This is a genomic window from Vibrio sp. PBL-C16 (assembly GCF_034321865.1).
Classification (GTDB): Bacteria; Pseudomonadota; Gammaproteobacteria; order Enterobacterales; family Vibrionaceae; genus Vibrio; species Vibrio alginolyticus.
The window spans coordinates 80,608-93,162 of record NZ_JAXLNY010000001.1 but is presented as its reverse complement, the minus strand read 5'-3'; the positions used below and the strand labels follow the sequence as shown (position 1 = coordinate 93,162).

11 protein-coding genes are annotated in these 12,555 nt (G+C 47.3%); 9 read left to right on the top strand and 2 right to left on the bottom strand.

What is annotated here, in order from left to right; all coding sequences use genetic code 11:
• Positions 1 to 122 precede the first annotated feature (122 nt).
• The 7 genes from UQW94_RS00380 to UQW94_RS00350 all read left to right on the top strand — a co-directional run bounded on the left by UQW94_RS00380 (position 123) and on the right by UQW94_RS00350 (position 7,752).
• The gene (locus UQW94_RS00380; RefSeq protein ID WP_005373242.1) at positions 123 to 509 is read left to right on the top strand and encodes a MerR family transcriptional regulator; all 387 of its coding nucleotides are present in this window, start codon (positions 123 to 125) and stop codon (positions 507 to 509) included.
• Between the two features lie 45 nt (positions 510 to 554).
• Entirely contained in the window at positions 555 to 1,724 is a 1,170-nt protein-coding gene (locus UQW94_RS00375; RefSeq protein ID WP_020480277.1) for an isovaleryl-CoA dehydrogenase, read from the top strand.
• Between the two features lie 114 nt (positions 1,725 to 1,838).
• Entirely contained in the window at positions 1,839 to 3,446 is a 1,608-nt protein-coding gene (locus tag UQW94_RS00370; RefSeq protein ID WP_322141900.1) for a carboxyl transferase domain-containing protein, read from the top strand.
• Between the two features lie 104 nt (positions 3,447 to 3,550).
• On the top strand, positions 3,551 to 4,333 hold the full coding sequence (locus UQW94_RS00365; protein ID WP_213969772.1) for an enoyl-CoA hydratase-related protein: 783 nt from the start codon (positions 3,551 to 3,553) through the stop codon (positions 4,331 to 4,333).
• A complete protein-coding gene (locus UQW94_RS00360) occupies positions 4,326 to 6,374 on the top strand; it encodes an acetyl/propionyl/methylcrotonyl-CoA carboxylase subunit alpha (protein WP_322141899.1) in 2,049 nt (682 codons plus the stop codon). Before UQW94_RS00365 ends, UQW94_RS00360 begins: the two co-directional genes overlap by 8 nt.
• The gene (locus UQW94_RS00355; RefSeq protein WP_262634420.1) at positions 6,355 to 7,257 is read left to right on the top strand and encodes a hydroxymethylglutaryl-CoA lyase; all 903 of its coding nucleotides are present in this window, start codon (positions 6,355 to 6,357) and stop codon (positions 7,255 to 7,257) included. The genes UQW94_RS00360 and UQW94_RS00355 overlap by 20 nt, the downstream gene beginning before the upstream one ends.
• 174 nt (positions 7,258 to 7,431) lie before the next feature.
• On the top strand, positions 7,432 to 7,752 hold the full coding sequence (locus tag UQW94_RS00350; RefSeq protein ID WP_005373256.1) for a DUF1840 domain-containing protein: 321 nt from the start codon (positions 7,432 to 7,434) through the stop codon (positions 7,750 to 7,752).
• Between the two features lie 98 nt (positions 7,753 to 7,850).
• Here the strand turns inward: UQW94_RS00350 and UQW94_RS00345 are convergent, their stop codons facing one another.
• Entirely contained in the window at positions 7,851 to 8,717 is an 867-nt protein-coding gene (locus UQW94_RS00345) for a mechanosensitive ion channel family protein (protein WP_005373258.1), read from the bottom strand.
• A 334-nt stretch (positions 8,718 to 9,051) separates the two neighbouring features.
• Between UQW94_RS00345 and UQW94_RS00340 the strand changes: the two genes are divergently transcribed.
• Positions 9,052 to 9,600 (top strand): sugar O-acetyltransferase, encoded by a 549-nt coding sequence (locus UQW94_RS00340; RefSeq protein WP_322141898.1) that lies wholly within the window; start codon positions 9,052 to 9,054, stop codon positions 9,598 to 9,600.
• A 9-nt stretch (positions 9,601 to 9,609) separates the two neighbouring features.
• Here the strand turns inward: UQW94_RS00340 and UQW94_RS00335 are convergent, their stop codons facing one another.
• Entirely contained in the window at positions 9,610 to 11,043 is a 1,434-nt protein-coding gene (locus UQW94_RS00335) for a PLP-dependent aminotransferase family protein (RefSeq protein WP_322142176.1), read from the bottom strand.
• A gap of 136 nt (positions 11,044 to 11,179) precedes the next feature.
• On the opposite strand from UQW94_RS00335, the gene UQW94_RS00330 reads away from it, so the two are divergent.
• Positions 11,180 to 12,544: a cytochrome ubiquinol oxidase subunit I gene (locus tag UQW94_RS00330; RefSeq protein WP_005373264.1), complete on the top strand. Its 1,365-nt coding sequence runs from the start codon at positions 11,180 to 11,182 to the stop codon at positions 12,542 to 12,544.
• Positions 12,545 to 12,555 lie beyond the last annotated feature (11 nt).

Here is a 12,555-nt window from a genome sequence, read left to right as displayed (position 1 = left end):
TTCTTTGATTTCGAGTAAATGCGAGTGATATCAAGGCTCAAGAGTGGATGTTGTTTGTTTACTTTAACGTTAACGAATTGTATATTCATGTAAATGTTATACGAAAGTCGTAAGGTTAAGGAATGAACACATTTAAGATCAGCGAGCTCGCGAAAGAGTTCGACATTACTACTCGAAGCATTCGCTTCTACGAAGATTTAGGTCTCCTAACTCCAGAACGTAAAGGCAACACTCGAATCTACAATGGTCGCGATCGAATTCGACTAAAGCTGATTTTGCGAGGTAAGCGATTGGGCTTTTCTCTTGCAGATATCAAAGAGTTATTTGAACTCTACGATACCGATCAAAGTACTGAGCAGTTGAACTATATGATTCGGTTGATCGAAGAGAAGAAGGCAGCATTGCAACAGCAAGCAAACGACATTCAAGCGGTAATGATGGAGTTAAATGCTGCGCAGTTGCGATGCCAAAACACACTGAGATCCATGAAAGGCGAAAAAGTCACCTAACACCTCAACTCTGGGATGTAGGTGACGTAAAGGCAAGGACACGCAATGAAATCTACCTACTCTTCCCTGAACTTTGTTTATGACGAAAATACCGATTTGCTTCGCGAGCAAATCAATAGTTTTGCTGCAAGAGAAATTGCGCCGCTAGCGCAATCTATCGACCAAACTAACGACTTTCCAAACCATCTTTGGTCCAAATTAGGTGACATGGGTCTTTTAGGTGTGACCACCAGCGAAGAGTTTGGTGGTGCAGGCATGGGCTATCTCGCCCACGTTATCGCTATGGAAGAAATCAGCCGAGCATCCGCTTCGGTTGCGTTAAGTTACGGCGCTCACTCCAACCTTTGCGTCAACCAAATCCACCGTAACGGCACACAAGCGCAAAAAGAGAAACACCTACCTAAGCTCATCTCCGGTGAACATATCGGCGCCCTTGCTATGAGTGAACCCGGCGCCGGCTCTGATGTGGTCTCTATGCAGCTTAAAGCGGAACGTAAAGGCGATATTTTCCTGCTAAACGGCAACAAAATGTGGATCACAAACGGCCCTGATGCACACACCTATGTTGTCTACGCAAAAACCGACCCAAGCCAGCACTCCAAAGGCATCACGGCGTTTATTGTGGAACGCGGATTCCCTGGATTTACTCAAGCACAAAAACTCGACAAGTTGGGTATGCGCGGCTCGAATACGTGTGAGCTGGTCTTCCAAAACTGCGAAGTCCCTGCGGAAAATATTCTCGGCGAAGAAAACCAAGGCGTGAAAGTATTGATGAGCGGCCTCGACTACGAACGTGTGGTGCTTGCAGGCGGCCCACTTGGCATCATGCAGGCGTGTATGGATATCGTTGTGCCTTACATTCACGACCGTAAACAGTTCGGTAAATCCATCGGTGAATTCCAGCTAGTTCAAGCAAAAATCGCGGATATGTACACACAAATGAATGCCGCTAAAGCGTATGTTTACGCCGTCGCTGCCGCTTGTGATCGCGGTGAAACCACACGTAAAGATTCTGCTGGCGCGATCCTCTACAGCGCAGAGCTGGCAACCAAGATGGCACTGGATGCGATTCAACTACTTGGCGGTAACGGCTACATCAACGAGTTTGATACGGGCCGTTTGTTGCGAGATGCCAAGCTGTATGAAATCGGTGCGGGCACTTCAGAAATTCGCCGCATGCTTATTGGTCGCGAATTGTTTAACGAAAGCGCTTAATAGTCATACCTAGGCGTTCTAACTCGAAACAACTTCCTTATTCAATCTAAATCTTATTCAACCTAAATAAAAACGGGTGGTGACACCCGTCTACCGAATGGAGATCGGCTATTTATGGCTTGTTTGACGACCAATATTAACACCCATTCAGAGCAGTATCAGGAAAACTACCGCTCTATGGCATCGCTCGTGGATCAACTCTATACCGTGACTGCGCAAATCGAAGATGGTGGCGGCGAGAAAGCACGTGAGCATCAGCAGAAGAAAGGCAAACTTCCGGTACGTGAGCGCATTCTTGCCCTCCTCGATCCCGGTTCATCCTTCTTAGAAATTGGCCAGTTCGCGGGTTGGGATGTGTATCCAGATTACGTTCCATGTGCTGGAGTGGTTGCAGGTGTGGGTGTGATTGACGGCACTGAGTGCATGATCGTCGCGAACGACGTGACGGTAAAAGGCGGCAGTTACTACCCACTCACCGTGAAAAAGCACTTAAGAGCACAAGAAATTGCAGAAAAATGCCAACTGCCGTGTGTTTACTTAGTCGACTCTGGCGGCGCTAACCTACCCCGCCAAGATGAGGTATTCCCAGATAAAGACCATTTTGGCCGTATTTTCTACAACCAAGCCCGTATGTCGGCCAAAGGCATTCCACAAATTGCGGTGGTCATGGGGCTATGTACCGCTGGCGGCGCTTATGTTCCTGCCATGTGTGACGTATCCATCATAGTCAAAGAACAAGGCACGATTTTTTTGGCAGGTCCACCTCTTGTAAAAGCAGCGACAGGTGAAGAAGTCAGCGCGGAAGATCTTGGTGGCGCAGACGTTCACTGCCGTACCTCTGGTGTGGCGGACTATTACGCAGAAAATGATCACCACGCGTTAGAGTTGGCAAGACAAGCGGTTTCACAAATCAACCACTTGAAACCCGTTCAACTCAAGCAAAAAGCACCACAGGAACCACGCTTTCCTGCGCAAGAGCTGTACGGCATCGTCGGTACCGATCTTAAAAAGCCGTTTGATGTTAAAGAGGCCATTGCCCGAATTGTTGATGACTCACAATTTGATGAATTTAAAGCGTTATTCGGTGAAACCTTGGTCTGTGGCTTTGCCCATATTCACGGTATGCCGATTGGCATTGTCGCTAACAACGGCATTCTATTTTCGGAATCAGCACAAAAAGGCGCTCATTTTATTGAGCTGTGCGCACAACGCAAAATTCCTCTGCTTTTCTTGCAGAACATAACGGGCTTTATGGTCGGTCAGAAGTACGAAGCCGAAGGCATCGCCAAACATGGTGCGAAAATGGTAACTGCTGTTGCGTGTGCAGACGTGCCGAAGTTTACCGTAGTGATTGGTGGATCGTATGGCGCAGGAAACTACGGCATGTGTGGCCGCGCTTATGATCCAACCATGATGTGGATGTGGCCAAACGCGCGCATCTCCGTCATGGGTGGAGAGCAAGCGGCTGGCGTGATGGCGCAAGTGACCCGCGATATCAAAACTCGCAAAGGTGAAAGCTGGAACGCGGAGGAAGAAGAAGCGTTCAAACGTCCAATTGCGGAGCAATATCAGACTCAAAGCCATGCATACTACGCCAGTGCACGCCTGTGGGACGACGGCATTATTGACCCTGCGAAAACCCGTGATGTTGTCGGCATTGCTCTGTCTGCTGCGCTTAATGCGCCCATACCAGACAGTAAATTTGGCATCTTCCGTATGTAGTCGGATGCAAGGCAAACCTTAACTCCTCGCGAATACCGATGTTTAACAAGTAATGGTTAGCGAGCATTGAAATACAGACTGAAATGTCAGACAAAGGAAGTCACATGACCGGACTACTGCTTGAAAAAGACAGCAATGGCGTTGCCTGGTTGAGCCTGAATCGGCCAGAAAAACACAACGCGTTTAATGACGCATTGATTGCCTCACTAATTGAAACACTAGAACAGCTCGAAAAGGACGATTCTCTCCGTGCACTGGTGTTAACTGCACAGGGAAAACACTTTTCTGCGGGAGCAGATCTGGGCTGGATGCAGTCAATGGCCACCAAAACCGAGAGTGAAAACCTGCAAGATGCACAGCAACTAGCAAAACTTTTGCATACGCTGGATACCTTTAGCAAACCAACCATTGCTATGGTGCACGGCGCTGCATTTGGCGGCGCACTTGGGCTTATCTGCTGCTGCGATATCGCTATTGGTACACCTGAAAGCCGCTTCTGTTTGAGTGAAGTGAAGCTCGGTTTGTTACCCGCCACCATCGGACCTTACGTAATCCGAGCGATTGGACAAAGACAGAGCCGACGCTACTTTTTAACCGCGGAACTGATTGATGCCGAAACCGCGCTATCGATGAGTATTCTTCATCAGATAGACGCTCAACCACGTGAAGCCGTCAATCGCACCATTGATCACCTGCTCAACAACGGTCCACAAGCCATGCAGGCTGCAAAAGCACTTTGTTTACGCTGTGATAACCAACCTATCGATCATTCATTAATTGAATACACCAGCCAAGCTATTGCAACCGCTCGCGTGTCCAGTGAAGGACAAGAAGGACTAGCTGCATTTTTTGAAAAGCGCGCCGCCAATTGGAGGAATCATGTTTAAAAGAATACTGATCGCAAACCGCGGTGAAATTGCCTGCCGAATCATTAAAACCGCAAAAAGCATGGCTATAGAGACGGTTGCCGTCTATTCCGAAGCGGATCGCAGCAGCTTACATGTTAAACAAGCGGATTTCGCTGAATTCATTGGCCCCGCTCCTGCGAGTGAATCGTATCTCGATATCGATGCAATTATCGGCGCTGCGAAAAAATGGCAAGCCGATGCTATCCACCCTGGGTATGGTTTTCTTTCCGAGAACCCGAAACTGGCGAAAGCGTGCAGCGAAAATGGCATTGTTTTTATTGGCCCTTCCACCAGCGCAATTGAAGCAATGGGTTCGAAGTCGCAAGCCAAAGCCATCATGTCTGAGGCGAACGTGCCCTTGGTTCCCGGCTATCACGGCACAGACAACAGCGTAGAGCACTTATTAGCGGAAGCTGAAAAAATCGGTTACCCAGTGATGCTTAAAGCAACACAAGGTGGCGGCGGCAAAGGCATGCGAGTGGTCAACAGCGCAGCCGAAATGCCGCTGGCTATCGACGGAGCGCAGCGTGAAGCACTTTCAAGCTTTGGCGATAAGCAGCTTCTAATCGAAAAATGCATATTGCAGCCTCGCCACGTTGAAGTTCAGGTATTTGCTGACCAACATGGCAACTGTGTCTATCTTTCTGATCGCGATTGCTCCATTCAACGCCGTCACCAAAAAGTAGTCGAAGAAGCACCAGCTCCCGGTCTTAGTGATGAACTGCGTAAACAAATGGGTGAAGCTGCGGTTCAGGCCGCTCAAGCGATCGACTATGTTGGCGCTGGCACGGTGGAGTTCTTGCTCGATAGCCGCGGTGAGTTTTACTTCATGGAAATGAATACTCGTCTGCAAGTTGAACACCCTGTTACTGAATTGATCACCGGTGTTGATTTGGTGGAGTGGCAATTAAAAGTCGCAGCTGGCGAGCATTTACCTATTTCGCAATCTGAAATCACCCACAACGGTCATTCAATTGAGCTGCGAATTTACGCAGAAGATACAGACAATGACTTTATGCCGTCGACTGGCCGCATTGATTACTTAAAAGAACCCGTATCAGACAGTAGTGTGCGCCTAGCGTGCGTACGCGTTGATAGTGGTGTTACCCAAGGCGATAGCATCAGCGAATATTACGATCCAATGATCAGCAAACTGATCGTCTGGGGGCAAACTCGTGATATCGCTCTAAAGCAGATTAAGCAGGCGTTAACTCAATATCACGTACGTGGCGTAACGACAAACATTGGTTATCTGCACAGTATTATTTCGCAGCCAGCCTTTGCCGAGATTGAGCTCGATACAGGTTTCCTCGTAAGACATCAACAAGGCATAAATGAGCAGCAAGACGTCTCGGATTCAATCTGGCTTACATTGGCGGCGGTTGCTCGTTGGAATGATCTCATTTCAAAATCAGACAGCTCAACGTTACCCGCGCCAACCAAACGAGGTTTTAGACTGTCAGTTGACAACGTTTACCGATTTAACTTCACGGATGCCAATGCCAACCATCAGGCACGTTTGCAACAATCATCGCAAGATACAGGATCTCACTTCACTGTCCGATGCGGCGAGGATCTGCATCAGGTCATCCTGCTTGAAAGTGACAACCAGTTTATCGTCGATATTGATAATGTGCGTTACACCTTTAATGCACTTAGCGATGAACAAAGAACAACACTATTTTATCTTTGTCAGCAGCGCACGTTCGCTCATCAACCTAACTTTGACTCTGCAAAAGATGTAGATGATGAACTAAGTCCAACCGCACCACTCAACGGCATAATTTCAGCAGTTATGGTGGCTAAAGGTGACGAAGTGGCGGCGGGCGATCCGCTTTTGGTACTCGAAGCAATGAAAATGGAATACACCATTACCGCTCCGGTAGCAGCAACCGTTGATGAAGTGTTTTATCAACATGGAGACCAAGTACAGCATGGTTCCATCCTACTGCATTTAATTTCTGCACCCGATAATGTCTGTGAAGATAAGGAGCACGAATATGCTACCAGCGAAGGTTAATATCGTCGAAGTTGGCGCGCGTGATGGCTTGCAGAATGAAACGGCAGTGACGCTGGTTGATAAAATCCGTTTGATCAATCAGCTAAGCACCAGTGGCTTAAAACACATTGAAGCAGGCTCTTTTGTCTCGCCGAAATGGGTGCCTCAAATGGCCGATTCCGATCAAGTATTTTCAGGTATCACGCAAAAGCCTGACGTGGTTTATAGCGCACTCACACCAAATCTCGCAGGGTTAGAACGTGCACTGGAAAGCGGCGTAAAGCAAATCGCGGTATTTGGCTCCGCTTCAGAAGCGTTCAGCCAGAAGAACATCAACTGCAGCATTGCGGAAAGCCTCTCTCGTTTTGAGCCCGTGATCGAACTAGCAAAGCAGCACAACATACCTGTGCGCGGGTATTTGTCTTGCACCATGGTTTGCCCATACGAGGAAGAAATCAAGCCAGAGCAAACCACTGCGGTCGCCAATACGTTGTTTGATATGGGATGTTATGAAATTTCTCTGGGCGATACTGTCGGTAAGGCAACCCCAAATCGCGTCATCGCCATGCTGGATTCGCTGTTAACGCAACTGCCGAAAGACGCATTAGCAGTGCACTTCCACGACACATACGGGCAAGCACTAGCCAATATTTACCAAGCCTTATTAATGGGCATCAACACCATTGACAGCGCTGTAGCTGGTTTGGGCGGCTGCCCTTATGCAAAGGGGGCCAGTGGCAATGTTGCAACGGAAGATGTGCTTTATCTGTGTGAGCAGATCGGGATTGAAACGGGGGTTGATCTCAACATCATCAATCAAGCAGGTTGGCAAATTTGCCGTGCGTTAGGAAAGTCTCCTGCTTCTAGGGTCGCATTAGCTCTGGGCGATCCGTATAGCTTGTAAATCATCAACAACCAATCAGGTAATGTATTTCAACGGGCATGCAGACGTACGTGCCCGTTTTTTGTTGTTACTCATTAAAAACCTTAACGCTCAACGGTCTTCATCACATTAATTAGTATCTGATTTCAGCTACAATTTAGTTTCAAACCGAACATATAAAACAGGATCAGGTAAATGCTCATAACATTTCGTTGTCGAAGCCACTCAAACGTCACAATGTTTGGTGATATTGCATTAGATATGCTCAAAATGATGGGTCACAGCGGCACGGTGCCGGGATCAATTTCCGCTCAAGATGTTCCTGACGCGCTATCAAGATTAACTTCTGCTCTATCTGCGAAAAATGCAGCTGAAGAAAACCTCCCTACTGATGTAGACGAAGAGGAAGAACAAGCAGAGCCCGCGGTAAGCCTAGGACGCAGAGCGTTTCCACTGATTGAGTTGCTAAAATCAGCAATCAAAGAAGAATGCGAAGTCATGTGGGACAACCAATAACGCCTTCAAACTGGTTTCTAGCGAGGTGAATCCGTGTTGTGACCGCCTCGCTATGGTTACTCGACACCAAGATAAGAACACCAATACCGCTTATCGCCCTATCCGTTTCTCTCCCTAGACAACTTGATTTGCCCATCAATGTGCACATCTCGTTGTGGAAACGCGATTTCAATGCCGTGCTTTTCGAAAGCTTCGTAGATTTCAAAACGCATGGCACTTGCGACCGAGCGAATACCGCCCTCAACCGTTGAGTTAATCCAAAAATAAGATTCGAAGATCAAAGCATTGTCACCAAAGTCTTGAAAAAACACATCTGGCGCTGGCGAACTCAGAACTTGCGCTTGCTGCGAAGTCACTTCCGCCATTAAGGCAGCAACCTGTTTGACATCGCTCCCATACGCGACACCGACGACGACAGAGCCACGGACTAATCTGTCGCATAACGTCCAGTTGATCACCACGTTCTCAATCAACTGACTGTTGGGTATGAGCATATGAACACCATCGGTTCGTCTGATTCTCGTTGAGCGTGTATTTATTTGCTCGACAGTGCCTTTGGCGCCCTCAACCTCTAAAAAGTCCCCAATTCGGATTGGCTTTTCACCAATCAAAATCCAGCCACTTATGAAGTTGTTAATGATGTTTTGCGCACCAAAACCGAAGCCGATAGCGATGGCACCAGACAGAAAGGCAAACGCGGTAATTGGCACATTTATCATCGAAAGTGTGGTCATAAAAATAATGGCGAGAGCGATGACAAATAATATCCGTTTAACCAAATGAATCACGTTTGGGTCTTTCCCCGATGAAGACATTCTTGACGTAACGGTTTTGATCAAAATTTTCGATAACCATAAAGCGACAATGACCCATGTCGGCACCATCAATATCGCCCACAACGTGATAGGTTGTTCGTTAAAGGTAAACAGTGTTGTTTCTAAAAATGAAATGACCCGTTCGAACATAAAGTGCTCACTCTTGATTCATCGTTGCCAGCAAGCCAGTGCGCATAAGTCTTATATTTTTAGCCCAATCGATAGCGCAAGCGGCTCAATTAAGTTCTTCTTATTAACTATATAGTAATCTACGTAAAACGCTTCGAGTGGTTTCCCACTTTGGCTTCAACCGATTAAGCCATTTAGGGAGTACGTCTTTGTGAACTAAACGAGCCAATCAACCAACTTGAGACGCAAGGCAAATCAGTGATAACTTTCTGATTTTTAAGCATCAAATTTTCACTTCGAATCACTCTCACTTATTATGCACCTTGTTGCAAATAACATTGATGGAATGATTGTCATGTCAGAACTGACTCGGATGCGCTCTGGAGAAACCTATAATTGTCTGGATGAAGAACTAAAGCTAATGCGCGCCAAAACCGCTCAGCTTGTCTTCCAATTTAACCAAGAGCCAAACCCAGATATCCGTAGACAACTATTGGCGGAAATGGGCGTCCAATTAAAAAACAGCGCCTGTATAGAGTCACCGCTACAACTTACCTACGGTTGTCACTTGTCCATCGGGGAAAACTCCTACATCAACTGGGATGCCATTATTCTGGACAATGGGCAGGTTGAGGTTGGCGCGAACGTCATGATTGGGCCTAGAGTGCAAATTTACACAGCCGCTCATTCACTCGATACACAAAGACGCTTAGCCGGAGATGAGATCGCCAAACCGGTAAAAATTGGCAATAACGTTTGGATTGGTGGGGGCGCAATCATACTGCCAGGCGTGACCATTGGCGATGAGGCCGTCGTCGGCGCTGGCTCTGTTGTAACCAAAGACGTTGCGCCGGGCGATCGAGTTGTTGGAAATCCGGCGCGCTCCATTAAACCAAAAAACTGAAAAAAGTCGCTATTTCGCCAAATGATCGCGAATAATATTAGCAAGCAGATTGAGAGCATGAACATATTTGTCATTGAGCTCAAAAGAAGCGTTAAGACGAATACAGTGATCGTATTGTTCTGTCAGGCTGAACATCTTACCCGGTGCGATGCTGATATTATCTTTTAGCGCTTCTCGATATATCTGCAAGGCGTCAATATGCTCGGGAAGCTCTAACCAAATAAAGTACCCGCCGCTTTGGCTTAACACTTTGACTGCTTCAGGTAACAGCTCACTAAGCAGAACCGTCATCTTACTTTTACGTTCAAACAGCTTTTTCCGTAACTGCTTCAAATGCGATTCATAATTGCGGCTTGTTAAATAATGCACCAATGTCATTTGCACTGGTGCACTCGTCGCTAATGTACTCATTAGCTGTAACTTTTGTACCTCTAGCGCCCGCTTTCCCGCCGCAACCCAACCAATACGTAGCCCTGCGATTAATGATTTTGAAAACGAGGAGCACAACATGGTATTGCCCGTGTCATCAAACATTCTTAGTGGATAAACCGAGTCATTCCCTGCATGCAGTTCGCTGTACACGTCATCTTCAATCACTGGCACGTTATATCGCTGTGTCAGTTCAATCAGCTTTTGTTTTTTCTCGTTAGAAAGCGTAAAACCCAGAGGATTCTGGAAGTTCGACATCAGCCAGCACGCTTTCACATCGTGTGTTTGCAGCGCTCGTTCCAATGAGTCTAGGTCAATGCCCGTGACTGGGTCTGTTCTTACTGAGAGCGCTTTCAAACCTAACCGCTCTAAGGATTGCAATGCACCATAAAATGCAGGCGACTCCACAACCACCCAATCTCCCGGTCTTGTGCAGGCTTGCAAACTGAGCGTTAACGCCTCCAGCGCGCCTGCCGTAATGACAATTTCATCGGGTGAAATTTCAATGCCTTTCGCAGCATAACGCTTCGCGATGATGGTGCGTAATTGCTCGTTTCCCGGCGGTAAGTTATCAAAGGTGGTGGAAATCGGCATATTGCGAGCGGCTGCGCTCATCGCCCGATTCACGTGATATCGTGGGTACAAACTTGGGTCTGGATAGGCAAAGCCAAAATTGATCATGGATGGATTTTTACTCGCCTGCAGAACATCAAAGATAAACTCATTGATGTCTACCTGCTCAGTCCACGAAACCGCGGCTGGCGCTTGGGGTTCATTTGAGCTCTTAATATTGGGCGCGACTCGATAACCAGATCGCGGCTGTGACGTGACCCAGCCTTGAGATTCCAGAATTTGATACGCGTGCAACACCGTCATCAAGCTCAAACCCGAGTGTTCAGATTGGCGACGCAGCGAAGGCAGCTTGTCACCCGGATGCCATATCCCCGATTTTATCTGCCTTTTAAGCTGTTCCACTAACTCTTGATACTTCGCCAAACGCAAATCCCCTTCCATAAAGCCGAATTCAAAATAATAACACTTCAATATTTAATCTGTTATAGGTTTATAGTCACTGTCTGTACCTACTTCCCTCATTCCGCTCCTTTTAAAATAGCTCTCTCATAAAACTTAAAAGATCAAAGGAAGTTTAATGTTTGGCCTCGACGCATTTATGCTTGCACGGATACAGTTCGCCTTTACGGTATCCTTTCATATTATTTTCCCCGCTATCACCATAGGTTTGGCCACCTATCTCGCCGTGCTGGAAGGCTTATGGCTAAAAACACGTAATCCCGATTACCAAAAGCTCTATCACTTCTGGTCGAAAATTTTTGCGGTTAACTTTGGAATGGGTGTTGTATCTGGTCTTGTCATGGCCTATCAATTCGGCACCAACTGGAGTGGTTTCTCCGACTTCGCTGGTTCTATCACAGGCCCATTACTGACTTATGAAGTGTTAACGGCTTTCTTTCTCGAAGCCGGATTTCTTGGCGTAATGCTGTTTGGGTGGCGTCGCGTCGGCGAAAAGCTGCACTTTTTTGCAACCTCGATGGTGGCGTTAGGAACGATCATTTCGACGTTCTGGATTCTCGCCTCCAACAGTTGGATGCAAACGCCACAAGGCTATGAAATTGTCGACGGACGTGTGGTGCCAACCGACTGGTTTGCTATCGTTTTCAATCCTTCATTTCCTTATCGTTTGGCGCACATGAGCGTCGCGGCTTTCGTCAGTTCAGCACTCTTTGTAGGCGCGTCAGCCGCTTGGCATTTATTGAGAGGCAATCAATCGACTGCGGTAAAAACCATGTTTTCGATGTCGCTCGGGATCTTAGTGTTCCTTGCGCCACTCCAAGCCGTGATTGGCGATGTGCACGGGCTAAACACTCTGGAACACCAGCCCGCCAAAATCGCTGCCATCGAAGGACATTGGGATAACAGCGATGGCAAGCCAACCCCATTGATATTGTTCGGCATGCCAAACATGGAACAAGAACGCACAGACTATGCCTTAGAAATTCCTGTTTTAGGAAGTTTGATCCTACGCCACAGTTTAACTGAGCCAATCCCGGCGCTGAAAGACTTCCCGAAAGAGGAACGACCGAACTCACCTATCGTCTTTTGGTCATTTCGAATCATGGTCGGGCTAGGACTTCTGATGATTTTTCAAAGCTTCTACAGCATATGGTTACGAAAAAAGAACACGCTTTATACTTCGCGTTGGTTCCTCAAGTTTTCATTGTTTATGGGGCCATCTGGTCTTATCGCAATACTCGCTGGCTGGTTTACGACAGAGGTTGGTCGGCAACCTTGGGTCGTGTATGGCGTACAAAAAACGCGTGACGCGGTTTCTGCACACGGAGACCTACAAATGAGCATCAGCCTGCTGTGTTTCCTTGTTGTGTACAGCTTGGTGTTTGGTTTTGGGTATTACTACATGATCCACCAAATCAAGAAAGGCCCCGATGCAATCGAACACGATGAGCACGACATGACGACCGTTTCAGGCCGCATCTAGAATTTGTCACA

What these genes read in the sequence shown, in the direction of transcription:
- UQW94_RS00345 (WP_005373258.1), bottom strand. Translation starts at nt 8,717, where the DNA reads ATGTTCGAACGGGTCATTTCATTTTTAGAAACAACACTGTTTACCTTT.
- UQW94_RS00375 (WP_020480277.1), top strand. Translation starts at nt 555, where the DNA reads ATGAAATCTACCTACTCTTCCCTGAACTTTGTTTATGACGAAAATACC.
- UQW94_RS00355 (WP_262634420.1), top strand. Translation starts at nt 6,355, where the DNA reads ATGCTACCAGCGAAGGTTAATATCGTCGAAGTTGGCGCGCGTGATGGC.
- UQW94_RS00335 (WP_322142176.1), bottom strand. Translation starts at nt 11,043, where the DNA reads ATGGAAGGGGATTTGCGTTTGGCGAAGTATCAAGAGTTAGTGGAACAG.
- UQW94_RS00370 (WP_322141900.1), top strand. Translation starts at nt 1,839, where the DNA reads ATGGCTTGTTTGACGACCAATATTAACACCCATTCAGAGCAGTATCAG.
- UQW94_RS00365 (WP_213969772.1), top strand. Translation starts at nt 3,551, where the DNA reads ATGACCGGACTACTGCTTGAAAAAGACAGCAATGGCGTTGCCTGGTTG.
- UQW94_RS00330 (WP_005373264.1), top strand. Translation starts at nt 11,180, where the DNA reads ATGTTTGGCCTCGACGCATTTATGCTTGCACGGATACAGTTCGCCTTT.
- UQW94_RS00350 (WP_005373256.1), top strand. Translation starts at nt 7,432, where the DNA reads ATGCTCATAACATTTCGTTGTCGAAGCCACTCAAACGTCACAATGTTT.
- UQW94_RS00360 (WP_322141899.1), top strand. Translation starts at nt 4,326, where the DNA reads ATGTTTAAAAGAATACTGATCGCAAACCGCGGTGAAATTGCCTGCCGA.
- UQW94_RS00340 (WP_322141898.1), top strand. Translation starts at nt 9,052, where the DNA reads ATGTCAGAACTGACTCGGATGCGCTCTGGAGAAACCTATAATTGTCTG.
- UQW94_RS00380 (WP_005373242.1), top strand. Translation starts at nt 123, where the DNA reads ATGAACACATTTAAGATCAGCGAGCTCGCGAAAGAGTTCGACATTACT.